The sequence below is a fragment of the Pseudomonas sp. LBUM1672 genome, from assembly GCF_059695655.1.
In genome coordinates, this window is record NZ_CP166781.1 from 5082236 (window position 1) to 5099747 (window position 17512).

Below are 17512 nucleotides of genomic sequence, written 5' to 3' on the forward strand. Positions count from 1 at the left end.
GTTTGTAGCGACCTACAAAAATTGTAGCTTCACCGGCATCCACACCCGTATTAACCCCAGCCCCGCTGGGCCAAACCCGGTTGGCACAGTCCCTGCTCTACCCCCTTGGCAAGCGCAAACAGCGCCTCCTGCCAAGATAGGTACAACAGATGATTGACTGGCATATCGTGTGTGATTTCGACGGGACCATCACCCGCACCGACGTGATCGACAGCATCCTCCAACGGTTCGCCGACCCGAGCTGGGAAGCGATCGAAAACGAGTGGCTGGCGGGCGACATCGGTTCCCGTGAATGCCTCAGCCGCCAGCTCGCGCTGGTCAAGGCGACGTCCACCGAACTGCTCGGGTTCTTCGACACCATCGAGATCGACCCGGACTTCCCCGACTTCGTCGACCACGTGATCGGCCTCGGCGCTTCCCTTGAAGTGGTCAGCGACGGCATCGAGCAAGGCATCGCACGGATCCTGGCGCGCCACTACGTCAGCCTCTTGCCGATCCTCGCCAACCGCTTGCGGCAACTCGACCACCAGAGCTGGCGCATCGACTTTCCGCATGCCAGCGACGCCTGCCGCGCCGCCTCCGGCAACTGCAAATGCAAATCCACCCCCAGCACCAAACGCGTGCTGGTGATCGGCGACGGCCAGTCCGACATGTGCGTGGCCGCCACCGCCGATTTCGTGTTCGCCAAGGATCGCCTGGCCGAACACTGCGAGCGTAACGGCATCGCCTATGCGCGCTTCGACAGCTTCGCCGAACTCCCTGCGTTGCTCGCTCTGCTGCGCCATACCAACGACAGGGCCAACGCCGCCAACGCCACCTCTTTCAACCTAGAAACACAGGAACTCTTCCACCATGTCTGACATTCGAATCGCTACGCCTGAAGACCAAATCCTTCTGGATAAAGAAGCCAAGTACTGCTCCTACGGCGACACCGTTCACTACATCGACCCGCCGCGCATCTTTAGCCGCTGCGAAGGCTCCTACGTCTGGGACACCGAAGACCAGGCCTACCTCGACCTGCAAATGTGGTACTCGGCGGTCAACTTCGGTTACGCCAACCCGCGCCTGAACAACGCGCTGAAACAGCAGATCGACACCCTGCCGCAGATCGCCAGCCAGTACCTGCACAAAGGCAAGATCGAGCTCTCGGAAATGATCGCGGTCGATGCCAAGAAAAAATTCGGCCTCGACGGTCGCGTGCACTTCAACGTCGGCGGTTCGCAGTCCATCGAGGACTCGCTGAAAGTCGTGCGTAACGCCACCAACGGCAAAAGCCTGATGTTCGCCTTCGAGGGCGGTTACCACGGCCGCACCCTCGGTGCCTCGTCGATCACCTCCAGCTACCGCTATCGCCGCCGCTACGGCCACTTCGGCGAACGCGCCAATTTCATCCCGTTCCCGTACCACTTCCGCGGCCCCAAAGGCATGACCAAGGAAGAGTACGGCAGCCATTGCGTGCAGCAATTCGCCCGGTTGTTCGAGACCGAATACAACGGCGTCTGGGACCCGAAAGTCGGCCAGAGCGAATACGCCGCCTTCTACGTCGAGCCGATCCAGGGCACCGGCGGCTACGTGATTCCGCCGATGAACTTCTACAGCGAACTCAAGCATGTGCTGGACCAGCACGGCATCTTGATGGTGGTCGACGAAATCCAGATGGGCTTCTACCGCACCGGCAAGCTGTGGTCGATCGAGCACTTCGACGTCAAACCGGACGTCATCGTCTTCGGTAAAGCGCTGACCAACGGCCTCAACCCGCTGGGTGGGATCTGGGCCAAGGAAGAATTGATCAACCCGAAAATCTTCCCGCCAGGCTCCACTCACTCGACCTTCGCCTCCAACCCGTTGGGCACGGCGGTGGGCCTGGAAATGTTCAAGATGACCAGCGAAGTCGACTACGGTGCGATGGTCATGAACAAGGGTAATTACTTCCTCGAAGGCCTGAAAGACTTGCAGAAACGCTACCCGATCATCGGCGATGTCGACGGTCTGGGCCTGGCCCTGCGTTGTGAAATCTGCGGTCCGGACGGTTTCACGCCGGACAAGGCCACCCTCGATTTCATGGTCGAAGAAGGCATGAAAGGCGACATCGAAATCGACGGCAAACGCCTGGGCCTGATCCTCGATGTGGGCGGTTACTACAAGAACGTGATCACCCTCGCGCCGTCGCTGGAAATCAGCTATCCGGAAATCGACCTCGGCATCGCGTTGCTCGACCGTCTACTTGATCGAGCCATGAAACGATGAACACCGAAAAGATCGACATGGGCGAAGGCAGCGCCGGTTTCGTTCTCGGCAACGGCGAGGTCGCGGTGTTGTTGATCCACGGCCTCACCGGCACGCCGACCGAACTGCGCCGGGTCGCGATGGGCCTGGCCAAGGCCGGTTGCACGGTCTACGTGCCGACCCTGGCCGGCCACTGCGGCGACAACGCCGACCTGCAAGCCACCGGGTGGCGCGACTGGTACGAGAGCGCGCGTAACACCTTCATCGGGGTTCGGCGCAAACACCAGCATGTGTTCGTCGGTGGCTTGTCGATGGGTGCGGTGCTGGCGATGTACCTGGCCGCCGAGCATCCGGGGCAGATCGAGGGCTTGCTGCTGTATTCGACCACCCTGCGCTACGACGGCTGGAACATGCCCAAAGTCGCGGTGCTCACGCCGTTGCTGATGGCAATTCCGTATGGCGTGCACCTGTGCCGCTTCAACGAAAAGTCGCCATTCGGCATCAAGGACGAACGCTTGCGCGCCATCGTCGAGCGGCAGATGAAGGCCGGTGAAAGCAGCAACGCCGGGCTGCTGACCATGTCCGGGGTGAGTGTCCGGGAACTGCATCGATTGGTGGCTGCGGTGAAAAAGCGCATGCCACAGATCACCACCCAGGCGCTGGTGTTGCACTCACGGGAAGACGACATCACCAGCCGCTGGAACGCCGACTATGTGGAACGCAAACTCGGCGGCCCGGTGGTGAAAATTCTCCTCGACGACTGCTACCACATGATCACCGTCGACCTGCAATACCGTCGCGTGGTGGAGCTGAGCGCAGACTTCATCCAGCACCGGTTCATGCAACAAGTCACCGCCCCGCAACCCATCCGCCAGGACTACCGGCAACTTGCTTGAGCGCACACCTGTAGCAGCAGCCGAACGCAGGCTTCGCCAGCTGCTACAAGGATCGGGTTATGGCTGCCATGTGGGTAAATTTTAAGGAACCGATGTGATCACTGCCCTTGCCTTTTCAACCATCGAAGCCATCGACCGCAGTGCCTGGAATGACTGTTTCCCCGATGAACTGGAGGACTGGGATTATTACCGGGCCGTTGAACAGGCGGGCATTGCGGATTTCCAGTGGCGTTATCTAGCGCTGTACGAAGACGAGGTGTTGGTCGCGGCGGCGGTGGCGTTCACCACCGCCTATTCGCTGGACACCACGGTTCAAGGTTCGGGCAAACGCGTCACCGAACAGTTGCGCCGCTGGTGGCCGGGGCTGTTGGACGTGCACCTGTACGCCGTCGGTTCGCCGGTGGCCGAGCAATGCCATGTCGGGACCACACGCCAGATCGACCCCGCCCGGCGTCCGGCCTTGCTTGAGCAATTGTTAATCCTGGCGCGCAACGACGCCGATCAGGCCGGCATCGGTCTGCTGGCGGTCAAGGACGCGTCCCACCGGGATCCGCAGTGGTTGCAGGTGTGCCAGGCAGCCGGTCTGCAAAGCATGCCCGGCCTGCCCAGCGCTGAACTGCCGATCCGTTTTGGCTCGGTGGACGCGTACCTCGGCACGCTTGGCAAATCCACTCGCAAAGACCTGCGCCGCACGTTGCGCGGGCACGGTCCGCGCATCGAATGGCGGCGCTCAGTCGAAGACCTGCTCCCGCGAATGATGGCGCTGTACGAAGCCACTCTTTCACGCAGCGACCTGACCTTCGAACGCCTGCCGCCGGCCTACTTCCGCCAGGTCCTCGAACACCTCGATGAGCGCGCCGCGTGCGTGCTCTACTGGGTCGGCGAAGAGCTGGTAGCGTTCAACCTGGTGCTGCTCGACGAGCAACGCCTGGTCGACAAATTCTTCGCCCACGACCTGGCAAAAACCCGCGATCACAACCTGTACGTGCGCAGCTGGCTGGCCAATGTCGACTACTGTATTGAACACGGCATCCCGATCTACGCGTGCGGTCAGGCCGGCTATGCCAGTAAGCTGCGCCTGGGTTGCTCGTTCACCGGCAACACCGTGTTTTTCCGCCACCGCAACCGAGTGCTCGACAGTTTGTTGCGCGTGGTGAAAATGTTCATTCGACCGGACCGTTCCGATTCCGCCATGGCTGCTGCGATAAGCGAAGCACAATGATCAAAGACCCACGCGCCACCGCCCGACCTTTCGCCCTCTCCGGCTGGAGCCTGCAGCGCAAACTGGTGCTGGCGTTCTGGCTGGTCAGCGTGATCCCGACCATGATCGCCGCGGAACTGGCGGCCACCACCCTGTCGCAGATTTTCGACAGCAACGTGCGGATCTGGCTGCAGGAATCGACCAAGATCGTCGAAGACGAGATCAGCGAGATCCTGCGGGATAACGCCCGGGCCGCGCAGTTGTTCCTGCGCTACACCCGCCCGCCCACCGATCGCCTGTCGAGCAAACACGACAAGTTGACCACCGACATCGCCGATTCCATGGGCATCGACGTCGTGGCGCTGGTGCGCAACAGCGATCACAAAGTGGTATTCAGCACCGCCGCCGATGACGTCGTCCGGCAGATCAGCACCGAGCCCAAAGCGGTGTTGCAAACGCTGCATGTCGGCGGCGTCCCTACCGGCACCGTTGTGTCGACCTTTGAGACCGATCAGGACGGCGTCGATTACAAACTGGTCATCGCCACCTACCTGGACAGCAGTTTCCTCACCAGCGTCGCCGATGTGCATTCCCTCGACCTGCGGCTGTACCTGGCCAAGGCCGATGACTTCTCGGAGATCTTTTCCACCCAGCGCTTCGAAGATCACCCGGCGGCCGTACCGGAGAAAATCGAGCAGATTCTGCGCAACACCAAACAGCCGATCGAACAATTCACCAATCGCTACAGCGGCATTTACCGGCCGATCCTCAACGAAAGCGGCGAGCTGCAAGGCGTGATTTTCAGCGGGCTGCTGCGCCACACCAGCCTGGTCGGGCTGGTGAACCAGAGTAACCTGTTCATCCTGATTTTCCTGCTCAGCTCGGCAGCGTCCCTGGCGGTCGGCTGGATTGTCTCGCAACGCCTGACCAAGCCCTTGCGCGGCTTGTCCAAAGGCGTGCAAGCGGTGATTGCCGGAGATTATCGCCAGCGCCTGGCGGTCACGGGCGGCGATGAACTGGCGGAACTGAGCAGCACGTTCAACCACATGAGCGAACGCCTCGCCGAGTTGCAGCACCTGGAATCACAACTGCGTCGCCGCGACCGCTTGCATGCACTGGGCGAAGTCGCCATGGGCCTGGCCCATGAAATCCGCAACCCATTGGGCATCATCAAAACCGCCACGCAATTGCTGCACCGGCGCGCCGATTTGCCCGAGACCGACAAGCGTCATCTGGAATACGTGGTCAGTGAAGTCAGCCGCATCAACGACCTGATCACCGATTTCCTCGACTTCGCCAAGCCCAGCGCACCGATGCGTTCGACCCAGGCAGCGCGGCCGTTGGTGGATGAATTGATCGGCTTCTGCGCCCCGGAACTGGCCAGCCACAACATCGATGTGCGGATCGACGATCAGGCCCCCGGCGCGACCCTTCACGCTGATGCGCGGCAACTCAAGCAGGCCGGCCTGAACCTGATCGTCAACGCCATCGACGCCATGCCCGACGGCGGTCGGCTCACGGTCGGCATCAGCAGCGACGAGCACTTCACGGTGATCAGCGTCTGCGACACCGGCCAGGGCATCGAACCGGACATGCTCGAACGGATCTTCACGCCGTTCGTCACCACCAAGGCCTCGGGCACCGGGCTGGGTCTGGCCAAGGTCTTCTCGATCATGGAAAGTCATGACGGACGCATCGAATGCGTCAGTGAAAAAGATGCCGGGACCACCTTCACGCTGTACATTCCGGCCAACGGTGAAGACTTCGAAGAGGGCAGCGATGACACATAACGTACTGGTGGTCGACGACGAGCCCAAACTCTGCGATTTGCTGGCATCGGCCCTGGGTCAGAACGGCATTCAGGTGTTCACCGCCGGCAACGGCCTGCACGCGCTCAAGGTGCTGGAGTGCGAGGACATCGACCTGGTGATCAGCGACTGGCGCATGCCCGGCATGGACGGCCCGCAACTGCTGGCGGAAATCAAAACGCGCTTTCCGCAGCTACCCGTCATCGTGATGACCGCCTACAGCACCGTGAAAAACGCCGTGCAGTCGATGCGCAACGGCGCCTTCGACTACATCGCCAAGCCGTTCGACATCGACGAACTGGACATCACCGTCAGCAAGGCCCTGCAATTTCGCGACATCCTCAAAGACAACCAGCGCATGCGCGCCGAGCTTGATGAGCACCAGCAGATCGACAACCTGATCGGCGACAGCCCGAGTTTCCGTCGGGTGCTGCACGCGATCGATTCCGTGCGCGAAAGCAACGCGACGATTCTGCTGACCGGCGAAAGCGGCACCGGCAAGGAAATGGTCGCTCGGGCGATCCACAAACACGGCAACCGCGCGGACAAACCGTTTGTGGCGGTGAACTGCGCGGCGATCCCCGAAGGCCTGCTGGAAAGCGAAATGTTTGGTCACCGCAAAGGCGCGTTTACCGGCGCCGTGGCGGATCGCGTCGGGCGCTTCATGCAGGCCGACAAGGGCACGCTGTTCCTCGATGAAATCGGTGAAATGCCGCTGGCCCTGCAGGCGAAAATCCTCCGGGCCTTGCAGGAACGGGTGATCGAGCCGGTGGGCGATCCACGCGAGCGCAAGGTCGATGTGCGGGTGATTGCCGCGACCAACAAGAACCTGCTGGACGCGGTGGCCAACAAAGAATTTCGCGAGGACCTTTACTACCGCCTCAACGTGTTCCCGATTCCGCTGCCGGCCCTGCGCGAACGGGTGGAAGACATCGCGCCGCTGGCCCGGCACTTCGCACACACCCTCGGCGCCACAGCGGGCAAGCGCTTTACCGGATTCAGCCCGGAAGCCTTGCAGGCGATGGCCAATTATTCGTGGCCGGGGAATATTCGCGAGCTGCAGAACTGCGTGGAGCGCGCGACGATTGTGGCGTCGGGTGCGGTGATTGAAGAGGAAGATTTGCCGGCGTATTTGTTTGCTTCAAGTTCCAGTAGCAGCGGTGCGCTGGTCACCGAAGGCAGCGTGCCGGCGGATCTGGAAGCGGCGTTGGCGGAGGTCGAGAAGGCTTACATTCTGGCCGCGCTGGCACAGAGCAATGGCGTGCAGGCCGCGGCGGCGCAGTTGATCGGGATCTCCGAGCGCAGCTTCTGGTATCGCTTGAAGAAACTGGGCATCCACGTCGACAAAATCGTCCGTTAAACCCAGCCCACGCCCCCACACCATTCCCTGTAGGGGGTGGTGTCAGTGGCGGTCAGTTGTTGACGGTGCCGCCCTTTGATTCGCTCATGATCTGCCGGATCGCCCCGACAAACGTCTCAACCGGCTGCCCACCACTCACCGCATACTGCCCGTTAAACACCACCGTCGGCACCGAACTCACCCCGCGCGACAGCCATAACTGCTCTTCTTCGAGCACCTCTTTGGCAAACTCATCGGACGCCAGAATCGCCTCCGCCCGCTGTCGATTCAGCCCCACGCTTTCTGCCATCTGCGCCAACTGACCGTGATCAGATGGATTGCCGCCATCAGTGAAATACGCCTTGAACAGCGCTTCCTTCAGATTGAACTGCAACCCTTCCAGCCCCGCCCAAAACAGCAACCGATGCGCATCAAAGGTGTTGTAGATGCGGCTGTTGCCATCGGTGCGAAACGCAAACCCGACCTCGGCGCCACGGGCGCGGATCATCTCGCGGTTCTTTTGGGATTGCTCCGGGGTCGAGCCGTACTTTTCAGTGATGTGTTCGGTGATGTTCTGCCCTTCCGGCCCCATCTTCGGGTTCAGTTCGAACGGCTGAAAACGGATCTCGGCCTGGACCTCATCGCGCAGCACTTCCAGCGCCCGGGTCAGCCCATACAGGCCGACCACGCACCACGGGCAGGACACGTCGCTGACGAAATCGATTTTCAAAGGGGTACTCATCATTCACCTCGCAGGCTTGGGTCGCGCCGGAAAGTTTGAACGATACACCTGAAAGACCGAGGTGGCAGCCCTTCTCCTGATCCCTGTGGAACAGAGGTAGCAGTCATTCCACTATCCCTGTGGGAGCGGGCTTGCCCGCGATGGCGGTGTATCAGAAAAGTAGATGGCGACTGACACGCCGCCATCGCGGGCAAGCCCGCTCCCACAGGGTTTTGGGGTGTTTTGGGGAGTGTGTTTAGTTCTGTTTAAGGTTACTTCCTGAAAGCTACAGCGCCTTGCGCCGTCGCCTACAACCACGTCAGAATCCGCCGGCTTGTGCGCCTGGAGGCCCGTCGGTAACTTGGTTCGTGTCACTGATTCCCAGTGATCGGGTTTAGTAGCCCGGCTTTTCCTACCGACCGCATAAGTGTCATCTAGTCAGGCATTCGCCTGCACTTGATGGTGGCTGTGCGCATGGCGCCCTCGGGCGCGCCGGTTTTGGTGGGTGGCCGGTCTACTAACTTGCGTACAGCCGCCACCCTTTCGTGTAGTAGCGAAAAGGTCGTGGCCTCAATCGAGGGACACCACCAATGTTCAAGATCACACCGAATCCACCAGAAACCGACGACGTTTCCCCCTACGAAACCCCAGACTCCAAAAAACTCAACGAAGCCGCCGACCGCGCCCTCGATTTCTACCTCAAACCGGTCATCCCCAAAGACATCCCACGCCGGCCGAGCACCATTTACACCATCGCCCCCGACATCGATCACGAAACCCTGCTGGCCAACGCCTGCGAATCCCTGGCCTCGGCGAGTGTGATGCTGAGTGATTTCGCCGGGTTGCTGGAAGGCCCGCAGCGCAACACCGTGCTGGGCATTCAGCAGTCCGTCATGCTGGGTGAACTGGCGGTAAACCGAATGCTGGATAACCTTGTTCCACCCACATAACCAACTGAGGCAAGGGAGCCTTTGTGGTGAGGGGATTTATCCCCGTTGGGTGGCGAAGCCGCCCCCGCGTCCGTTCAGACAGACCGAGTTGTCTGGATTTACGACTGCTTCGCAGCCGAACGGGGATAAATCCCCTCGCCACAGGTTCCTGCTCGACTGGAGATTGTCTTAAGTGAACAGCATTGCCTCACCACAGGATTTTGTTTCACAGGTTGGATTTGGGGATTACAAGAGATTCGGGCTTGGCACCGGATCGATCTGTGCCCAATGCGAAGTGTCTTCACGGTGAGCCTGCAAATACGGCAACACCGCCGCCAGCAACGGCGCCTTGAACGCTTCCTGGAACCGATGCGCCAGTCCCGGAATCAGCTTCAACTGACTGCCACGGATATGCGCCGCCAAATGCACGCCATGCATCACCGGCAACAACGGATCGGCCGTGCCGTGGACCACCAGCGTCGGTACGCGCAACTGGTTAAGCAGCGCCACGCGACTGCGCTCGGCGAGGATCGCCATGATCTGGCGCTTCACACCTTCCGGGTTGAACGCCCGGTCATAAGACAGCGCCGCCTGATGCAGCAACGCCTGCCGATCATCACTGACAGTCGGGCTGCCCAACGCCGCCAGTAAATCCGCCTGTTGCTCCAGCGCCACTTCGCGATTCGGCGCGCTCCGCCGCGACAACAACTGCACCAACGCCGCACTCGGCGCCGGCAAGCCCTCAGCCCCGGAACTGGTCATGATCAGCGTCAGACTCTCGACCCGCTGCGGCGCCATCGCCGCCATGTGCTGGGCAATCATCCCGCCCATGCTCGCGCCCAAGACGTGGAATTGCTCAACCTTCAGCGCATCCATCAGGCCAAAGGCATCGTCCGCCATGTCGGTCAGGGTGTACGGCGCCGACACCGGCAACCCGAGTTTGTAGCGCAGCACTTCAAAGGTCAGGTTGGCGTCGACGGGCGTCTGCCGCCAAGTTGAGAGACCGACGTCGCGGTTGTCATAACGAATCACCCGAAAACCTTGCTGACACAGCGCGACCACCACCTCATCCGGCCAGTGAATCAACTGCCCGCCCAGGCCCATCACCAGCAGCAACGCCGGGTCGGACGCACGGCCGATGCTCTGGTACGCCAGGCTCACCTGCGCCAGATCGGCATGTTCGGTTGGAACGTTGACATCGCAACGAGACGCCGCCAAGGACGGCAGGCCAAACAACAGCAAGGCCAGAAAAATGAATGCACGCATGAAAAACACCGAAACGCAGAACCCCAGTAGAGCGCGAGTCTGATGAAGTTTGATCAAGCGCGCTGCCACAGTTACGTGACAGTTTGATGAAGATTGCCGAGCGGTCATGCCTCTCGTAGCACCAACCGCTAGTCGGAAAACAGCCTCTACCTGTCAGTTTTGACAGTAGTAATTTCCGACGCTGAAGAATTCAATCAGAAATCCATTTACCCCACGACATCGGTGGCAACGATGACTACCCCGGAGGTTCCCATGACCAGTGACATCGTAAATAGGCCAGACTCGTCCTTCGATCATTGGAAATACGACGACCTGCGGACATTCGAGGGTCAGATGGATGCGCGCCCTTCTCAATCAACCTCAGGGGGTGTACTCGGCGTCCTGGTGCTATGGGCGGTAAGGTTCCCTTTTTCAGTCCCCTCTAATAACTCGGCCGACATTGGTATCAACTACAAGACGGTTTATGACGATCCCAAGGGGGCATTGACGAAAATTCTTCATTATCCAAACCGGATGGTCGGGGACATCATCAGTATCCACTTCTCGGGTATCGATGAAGTGCAAACGCTTGAAGTCCCTGAGGGTCTTAGTGACGACGACGATATAGAGACTTACATTAAAGCTATTTACTTCAAACAGGCACTTCAGTTTTCACCAGATGACAATATACAGATCAAATATTTTGTAAAACGCAAAAGCGGTAACGAATCCGAAGAGTCATTAATCCTGACGGCACGAATCAAGATCGATCTTCCGGGCGGTAAGGATCCAGACCTCGACAAGCCCGGCCATCAAGCCTTATTGGCCCCCAAACTTCCAGAACAACTGGAAAAAGAGGGGGCGGTTACGCAACCCTGGATCAAATCAGGCGTTCCGGTCTTTGTTCCCTATTACTTGTTCATGACCGAAGGCGACGTGATTCAGCTTTTATGGGGGACGGCTATCGTGCGCCATACCGTCCAGACGGTAGTGCAACCCGGAGAATTCATTGAAATTCTGATACCAGGTGAGAAGATCCGCGAGACGGGAGATACCTATCTGGCAAAAATCAGGTACTGGATACAAGACGTACTGCAAAACGATTCCAGCGATTTTTCGGAACTCAAAGAGTTCCCTGTCAAGGCGGGTGAAACCCGACTACGCGCGCCGTCGGTAAAGGGTGTGGACAACCAAGACAGGTTGTTTCTGGACAAACTTGATTCCAAACCCGGGATCATCCAGGTAGTGGCATTGGATCCGCCGTTCAATCGCAATGACGCAGTCATTGTTACTCTGAGTGTGCCGACCCTCGAAGGTGATCGGGTGCTGTTCGTAAAAGAGCAGCCCTTTGAAGTGCCCTCGATATTGGAATTTGAAGTCCCCCACGAAACCTTGCTGAACATTCCACCCGGCCCGGTAAAGGTCAGATATGAACTGAAGAAACCGGACCAGACATTGATACAGTCCAATCAGTACTTGTTCATATTGGTTGCCAAGGCCATTTTACTGGCAAAACCCTTGGTCATCGAAGCCCGGCGTGGTCATGTGTCGCACACACTTCCAAGGGCAGTCGTAGAAGTGAAGCCTTATCTGGACATGCTCCCCAATCAAATAGTAACGATCTATTGGTTTGTCACGCAGTTCAACGGCAGGACCCATCTCTACGAAACCTATCGGCAGATTACCAAAGGCCTGGTCAACCGCCCCGTACCGTTCAACATCAATGGACCGGAGCATATCAATCGTTTCAACACGGCCAAGCTGGAAATCAAGTACAAGGTGACTGAACCGGATGGCTTTACAGAGCGCCACTCATACAACGAGCGATTGTATATCGGTGAAATCCAGGCATTTTACCCGCCGCCCGGCTTCCACCCAAGCTATGGACCGGTGTTGGAAGACGACATCCTATTGATAGAAAAAATCACGGGGTTCATCGACGGTTATATCCAGACATTGAAAGATCTGAAACTTCGCGAAACTTTATTCTTCCGCTGGGAAAATGGTGAGGGCGACCTGGTTTACGAAGAAACACTGGATATCGTCCCTGCCAACATAAACAGAGATTTTCTGTTTTTGTTGGAAGAAGAACTGTTTAAAAGTCAACTCGATCATTATGCAAATTTATTTTATTGGGTGGAAAGTCCGGACGGATGGCCAAGAGCATCCCAAGCGCTGGTGTTCCGAATTGGCGAGATCATTCCAAAAATAGAACAACTGAACGACAGCAAGGGCGAATTCGTGAACGAAACTTTCGACGAAACCGTAACGCTGACCGGAAGCGCCAGACCCAATCGGTCCGTCAAAGTTTATCACCAGGGCCTTTTGCAAGGGCCGGTTAAGGCCAACAACAAGGGCATCTGCACCTATGCTCTGAAAACCCTCAGTACGGGTTTGCATACCGTGGCCCTGGAAGGTGAATACGGAAACAATCCCAGATCCGACGCCCGGGAGTTCTCCGTTCTGGTGGCTCAGATGCCGCTGATCACGTCAGTCATCACCCCTGAAGGCGATGAGATCGCCCACAATAAAAGCACTATCGCCGAAACGCTGACGTTGACCGGCAACGCCAACGAAAATCAGCAAGTAGAAATCTGGCAGGGCAATGTTTCGAAAGGTCCGGTGCAGGTCGACGCCAGCGGTATCTGGAAGCTGGTTGTCAGCGGCCTGGGTCTGGCCACTCATCATTTCACCGCCAAAGCACTTTACGGAACCGGATTGATTTCCCCCACCCGGACTGTCCATGTCGTAGAAGCACTGACGCCCGTCATTTTGTCCATCGTGGACATCAAAGGTCACCCGATCGGGCGCGGTGCCGGCACCTATAGTAGAACCGCCATAGTGAGCGGCAGCGCCACGGCCGATCAGCAGGTTCAGATACTCGTCAATGCCCTGGTGATAAGCACCGTTGACGTTGCTGCCAATGGAACCTGGAACACAACGCTGGCAGGGCTCAACGTTGGCACGCACAATATTACTGTCAGACCGGTTTATGGTGGACAGGACTCCGCGCCATGGAGCTTCAATTTACTGCAATGGCTCGTCAATGACCTCACCACGTTCGACCACTGGAATGGCTGGGTCAAAGGGCCGGCGGGAGCCCCTCAGGACCTGACCCTGCGTCTGGAACAGGGTAACTGGCGACTCAACAACTACACGTATTCCAACCGATCTGCCGGGGTCATCATCTACAAAACGTTCACCAATCTTGAAGTGAACGGTCTCTATCGCTTCTCAACATACCTGACTCGTTTCGACGGTCGTTATGCCTATCCGATTCTTTCGCTGATGGTGGATGGAGTCGCGATAACCTCCCCGATTAGTATCACTAGCCATAGCTGGACATCGATCTGGGGTAACTTTTACGCCACGTCTTCAACAATGACGGTGCAAATTTACAGTCATGTGGACACCGGTTTCGGTAATGACTGGGAAGGAGACAACTTTGAGATCCTCCATCTTTAAGAGCCGCCAACGGCAAGGGTAATAACCCGCCACCTGTCACCGGGAGGCGGGCTTACCCGCCAACCCGCCACCGTCACGTGCTTGACGAGCAATGCTCAGTGATCAACGTGATAATTGCCACCAAGGCACAACGCAATCAGATCCTGCAGGACTGCGTTGATCTTTACGAACAACTCCATCGCAGCATGAATGCCTGGACAACTAGGTATCCGCAGCATTTCGATCTGGACGCCGCGCCGCCACTGCTGCTCAAGCCAACTGACTACGCAACCGTCGCGCCGCCGCCACCATGTTCACCAGCGCCGCCTCAGTCTCCGGCCACGCCCGGGTCTTCAGCCCGCAATCCGGGTTCACCCACAACCGCTCCGCCGGAATGCTCTTCACCGCTTTGCTCATCAACTTGACCATCTCCGCCGTGTCCGGCACCCGTGGCGAGTGGATGTCGTAGACACCCGGGCCGATGTCGTTCGGGTAGTCGAACGCTTCAAAAGCTTCCAGCAATTCCATGTCCGAACGCGAGGTTTCTATGGTGATCACGTCGGCATCCATCGCCGCGATGGACTCGATCACGTCGTTGAATTCGCTGTAGCACATGTGGGTGTGGATCTGGGTTTCATCCCGCACGCCGGAGGCGCTCAAGCGGAAGGCTTCCACCGCCCAGTCCAGATATTCCTGCCATTGTGCCCGGCGCAGCGGCAGGCCTTCGCGGAACGCGGCTTCGTCGATCTGCACGATCTTGGTGCCGGCGGCTTCCAGGTCCACCACTTCGTCACGCAGGGCCAACGCCAGTTGCTGCGCCTGGATTTTGCGCGAGACGTCTTCGCGGGGGAACGACCACATCAGCATGGTCACAGGACCGGTGAGCATGCCTTTCATGACCTTGTCGGTCAGGCTTTGCGCGTAGGTGATCCAGTCGACCGTCATGGCGTTCGGACGGCTGAGATCGCCGTAGATGATCGCCGGTTTGACGCAGCGCGAACCGTAGCTCTGCACCCAGCCGAAACGGGTGAACAAGTAGCCGTCCAGTTGCTCGGCGAAGTATTCGACCATGTCGTTGCGTTCGGCTTCACCGTGCACCAGCACGTCCAGGCCCAGGCGTTCCTGGACTTGCACGGCATGGCGGATTTCGCTGTGCATGGCGTCGGTGTAATCGTTGGCCGACAGCTTGCCTTGCTTGAACGCCTGGCGCGCCAGACGGATCGACCCGGTCTGCGGGAACGAGCCGATGGTGGTGGTCGGGAATGGCGGCAGTTTCAAGCGCGCCTGTTGCTGCGCGATGCGTTTGGCAAATGGCGAGTGGCGTTGGCTGTCTTTGTCACTGATAGCGTTTATCCGTGCCTGCACTTCGGCTTTGTGGATACGCGGAGACTCGGCACGGCTGACCTGAATCGCACGACTTTCGGCAAGTGCGGCTTGCACCTTGGGCGATTGCGGGTCGTTGAGGGCATCGCGCAGCACGGCGATTTCACCGCACTTCTGCACGGCAAAGGCCAGCCAGCTTTTCAGTTCCGGGTCGAGTTTGTCTTCACGCTCCAAATCCACCGGGCTGTGCAGCAGCGAGCAGGAACTGCTGACCCACAGGTTGTCGCCAAAACGCTCTTGCGCCGGTTGCAGTTGCGCGAGGACTTGCTCCAGTTCACAGCGCCAGACGTTACGACCGTTGACCAAACCGACCGAGAGAATCTTGTAGGTCGGCAGGCGATCCAGCACCTGGCCGAGTTGATCCGGCGCTCGCACCGCGTCGATGTGCAAGCCTTGCACCGGCAGGCCGACCGCCAGGCCGAGGTTGTCTTCGAGGCCACTGAAGTAGGTCGCCACGAGTTTTTTCAGCGGCGAGTATTGAAGGATGTGATAAGCGCGTTCGAAGGCGTTTTTCCAGGCTTGTGGCAGGTCGAGGGTCAGGATCGGTTCGTCGATCTGCACCCATTCCACGCCCTGCGCGGCGAGGCGGCCGAGGATTTCGCCGTAGATTGGCAGCAGGCGTTCCAGCAAGTCGAGCTTGTCGAAGTCGTTGCCTTTGGCTTTGCCCAGCCACAGGTAAGTCAGCGGGCCGATGATCACCGGTTTGACGTTGTGACCCAGCGCCTTGGCTTCGTCGACTTCGTCGAACAGCTGTTCCCAGCTCAGTTTGAATTGTTGGTCAGCGGTGAATTCCGGGACCAGGTAGTGGTAGTTGGTGTCGAACCACTTGGTCAGCTCCTGGGCATATTGCGCCTTGGTGTGTTCACCGCCGCAGCAGGCAGTCGTGGTGCCTCGGGCCATGGCGAACAGGGTGTCGAGGGTCGGCAGGCCGCGTGCATCCTTGGCGCTGTCGAAACGTTCGGGGATCACACCGAAGGTCAGGGAATGGGTCAGCACCTGGTCGTACCAGGCGAAGTCGCCGACGGGTAGCAGGTCGATGCCGGCGTCTTTCTGCAACTGCCAGTGGGTGGCGCGCAATTGGCGGCCGACGCTTTTCAGCGCGTCCTGATCGAGGTCGCCCTTCCAGTAGGATTCGAGGGCTTTTTTCAGTTCGCGGTCTGCGCCGATGCGTGGGAAACCAAGTGTGTGTGCCAGAGCCATGGTGAGTTTCTTCCTGTAAAAGAGGCTGTAAAACATGGCGCTATTGTCGACAGCCAACCCAACATGAGACAAACTCAACCTTTTCGTGTTGATCACAAGTTTTCCTCATGGAGCCCCCGGTGCTTGAAATCCGTCACCTGAAGACCCTGCACGCCTTGCGCGAAGCCGACAGCCTGGTCGATGCCGCCGACCGCCTGCACCTGACCCAGTCGGCCCTGTCCCACCAGTTCAAGGAACTGGAGGAGCGCATGGGCATGCCGCTGTTCGTGCGCAAGACCAAACCGGTGCGTTTCACCAGCGCCGGTCTGCGCCTGCTGCAACTGGCTGACGCGACCCTGCCGCTGCTGCGCGGTGCCGAGCGTGATATCGCGCGCTTGGCCGGCGGCACGGCGGGCCGTTTGCACATGGCGATCGAGTGCCACAGCTGCTTCCAGTGGCTGATGCCCACCATCGACCAGTTCCGTGACGCCTGGCCGGAAGTCGAGCTGGACCTGGCCTCGGGCTTCTCCTTCGCCCCGCTGCCGGCCCTGGCCCGTGGCGATCTGGACTTGGTGGTGACCTCGGATCCGCTGGAACTGGCGGGGATCACTTACGTGCCGTTGTTCACCTATGAAGCGATGCTCGCGGTGGCCAATCAGCACCGTCTGGCGAACAAGGCCTACATCGTTCCGGAAGATTTGCTCACGGAAACGCTGATCACCTACCCGGTTGAACGCGATCGGCTGGACATTTTCACCCGCTTCCTCGAACCGGCCGACATCGAACCGGCCCAGGTCCGCACCTCAGAGTTGACCGTGATGATGATGCAACTGGTGGCCAGCGGACGCGGCGTGTGCGGCATGCCCCATTGGGCGCTGCATGAATACAGCTCACGTGGTTACGTGAAGGCCAAGCGGCTCGGCGAGAAAGGATTGTTTGCGACGCTGTATGCGGGGATCCGCGCGGACATGCTGGATGCGCCGTACATGCGCGATTTCTTGCTGACGGCCAAGGACACATCGTTCTCGACACTGGACGGGGTCAGCGCCGTCCGCTAGCCGACACGGTCCCTGTGGCGAGGGGACTTGTCCCCGTTGGGCTGCGAAGCGGCCCTAAAACCTGCGAACAAGGTTTGCCTGAA

The 17512-nt window shown here is 59.0% G+C and carries 12 protein-coding genes; 9 read left to right on the forward strand and 3 right to left on the reverse strand.

What is annotated here, in order from left to right; genetic code table 11:
* The first annotated feature begins 149 nt into the window (after positions 1-149).
* The 6 genes from ACA053_RS23245 (at position 150) to ACA053_RS23270 (ending at position 7491) form a co-directional block, all read left to right on the forward strand.
* Positions 150-860: an MtnX-like HAD-IB family phosphatase gene (locus ACA053_RS23245; RefSeq protein WP_497393797.1), complete on the forward strand. Its 711-nt coding sequence runs from the start codon at positions 150-152 to the stop codon at positions 858-860.
* Positions 853-2247, forward strand: a complete 1395-nt coding sequence (locus tag ACA053_RS23250; RefSeq protein WP_497393799.1) for an aspartate aminotransferase family protein — start codon at positions 853-855, stop codon at positions 2245-2247. The genes ACA053_RS23245 and ACA053_RS23250 overlap by 8 nt, the downstream gene beginning before the upstream one ends.
* Positions 2244-3122, forward strand: coding sequence for an alpha/beta hydrolase (locus ACA053_RS23255; RefSeq protein WP_497313407.1), 879 nt, complete (start codon positions 2244-2246; stop codon positions 3120-3122). Before ACA053_RS23250 ends, ACA053_RS23255 begins: the two co-directional genes overlap by 4 nt.
* A gap of 94 nt (positions 3123-3216) precedes the next feature.
* Complete coding sequence (locus tag ACA053_RS23260) at positions 3217-4344, forward strand: GNAT family N-acetyltransferase (protein ID WP_497393800.1); 1128 nt, start codon at positions 3217-3219, stop codon at positions 4342-4344.
* Complete coding sequence (locus ACA053_RS23265) at positions 4341-6113, forward strand: sensor histidine kinase (RefSeq protein WP_497393801.1); 1773 nt, start codon at positions 4341-4343, stop codon at positions 6111-6113. Before ACA053_RS23260 ends, ACA053_RS23265 begins: the two co-directional genes overlap by 4 nt.
* The gene (locus tag ACA053_RS23270; RefSeq protein ID WP_497313413.1) at positions 6103-7491 is read left to right on the forward strand and encodes a sigma-54-dependent transcriptional regulator; all 1389 of its coding nucleotides are present in this window, start codon (positions 6103-6105) and stop codon (positions 7489-7491) included. The genes ACA053_RS23265 and ACA053_RS23270 overlap by 11 nt, the downstream gene beginning before the upstream one ends.
* 52 nt (positions 7492-7543) lie before the next feature.
* Here ACA053_RS23270 and ACA053_RS23275 read toward each other — a convergent pair whose 3' ends face one another.
* Entirely contained in the window at positions 7544-8212 is a 669-nt protein-coding gene (locus ACA053_RS23275) for a DsbA family oxidoreductase (protein ID WP_497393802.1), read from the reverse strand.
* A gap of 569 nt (positions 8213-8781) precedes the next feature.
* Between ACA053_RS23275 and ACA053_RS23280 the strand changes: the two genes are divergently transcribed.
* Positions 8782-9141 carry a DUF6124 family protein gene (locus tag ACA053_RS23280; protein WP_497393803.1) on the forward strand — a complete coding sequence of 120 codons (360 nt, stop codon included), beginning with the start codon at positions 8782-8784 and terminating at the stop codon, positions 9139-9141.
* A gap of 225 nt (positions 9142-9366) precedes the next feature.
* On the opposite strand, the gene ACA053_RS23285 is transcribed toward ACA053_RS23280, so the two are convergent.
* A complete protein-coding gene (locus ACA053_RS23285; protein WP_497393804.1) occupies positions 9367-10386 on the reverse strand; it encodes an alpha/beta fold hydrolase in 1020 nt (339 codons plus the stop codon).
* Between the two features lie 252 nt (positions 10387-10638).
* Here ACA053_RS23285 and ACA053_RS23290 point away from each other — a divergent pair, with 252 nt between their 5' ends.
* A complete protein-coding gene (locus ACA053_RS23290; RefSeq protein WP_497393805.1) occupies positions 10639-13830 on the forward strand; it encodes a hypothetical protein in 3192 nt (1063 codons plus the stop codon).
* Positions 13831-14079: 249 nt separating this feature from the next.
* Here the strand turns inward: ACA053_RS23290 and metE are convergent, their stop codons facing one another.
* The gene (gene metE / locus ACA053_RS23295; protein ID WP_497393806.1) at positions 14080-16392 is read right to left on the reverse strand and encodes a 5-methyltetrahydropteroyltriglutamate--homocysteine S-methyltransferase; all 2313 of its coding nucleotides are present in this window, start codon (positions 16390-16392) and stop codon (positions 14080-14082) included.
* A 119-nt stretch (positions 16393-16511) separates the two neighbouring features.
* Between metE and metR the strand changes: the two genes are divergently transcribed.
* The gene (metR, locus tag ACA053_RS23300) at positions 16512-17429 is read left to right on the forward strand and encodes a transcriptional regulator MetR (RefSeq protein ID WP_010457725.1); all 918 of its coding nucleotides are present in this window, start codon (positions 16512-16514) and stop codon (positions 17427-17429) included.
* Positions 17430-17512: the final 83 nt, after the last annotated feature.

What these genes read in the sequence shown, in the direction of transcription:
- ACA053_RS23245 (WP_497393797.1), top strand. Translation starts at nt 150, where the DNA reads ATGATTGACTGGCATATCGTGTGTGATTTCGACGGGACCATCACCCGC.
- ACA053_RS23250 (WP_497393799.1), top strand. Translation starts at nt 853, where the DNA reads ATGTCTGACATTCGAATCGCTACGCCTGAAGACCAAATCCTTCTGGAT.
- ACA053_RS23255 (WP_497313407.1), top strand. Translation starts at nt 2,244, where the DNA reads ATGAACACCGAAAAGATCGACATGGGCGAAGGCAGCGCCGGTTTCGTT.
- ACA053_RS23265 (WP_497393801.1), top strand. Translation starts at nt 4,341, where the DNA reads ATGATCAAAGACCCACGCGCCACCGCCCGACCTTTCGCCCTCTCCGGC.
- ACA053_RS23270 (WP_497313413.1), top strand. Translation starts at nt 6,103, where the DNA reads ATGACACATAACGTACTGGTGGTCGACGACGAGCCCAAACTCTGCGAT.
- ACA053_RS23275 (WP_497393802.1), bottom strand. Translation starts at nt 8,212, where the DNA reads ATGAGTACCCCTTTGAAAATCGATTTCGTCAGCGACGTGTCCTGCCCG.
- ACA053_RS23280 (WP_497393803.1), top strand. Translation starts at nt 8,782, where the DNA reads ATGTTCAAGATCACACCGAATCCACCAGAAACCGACGACGTTTCCCCC.
- ACA053_RS23285 (WP_497393804.1), bottom strand. Translation starts at nt 10,386, where the DNA reads ATGCGTGCATTCATTTTTCTGGCCTTGCTGTTGTTTGGCCTGCCGTCC.
- ACA053_RS23290 (WP_497393805.1), top strand. Translation starts at nt 10,639, where the DNA reads ATGACCAGTGACATCGTAAATAGGCCAGACTCGTCCTTCGATCATTGG.
- metE (WP_497393806.1), bottom strand. Translation starts at nt 16,392, where the DNA reads ATGGCTCTGGCACACACACTTGGTTTCCCACGCATCGGCGCAGACCGC.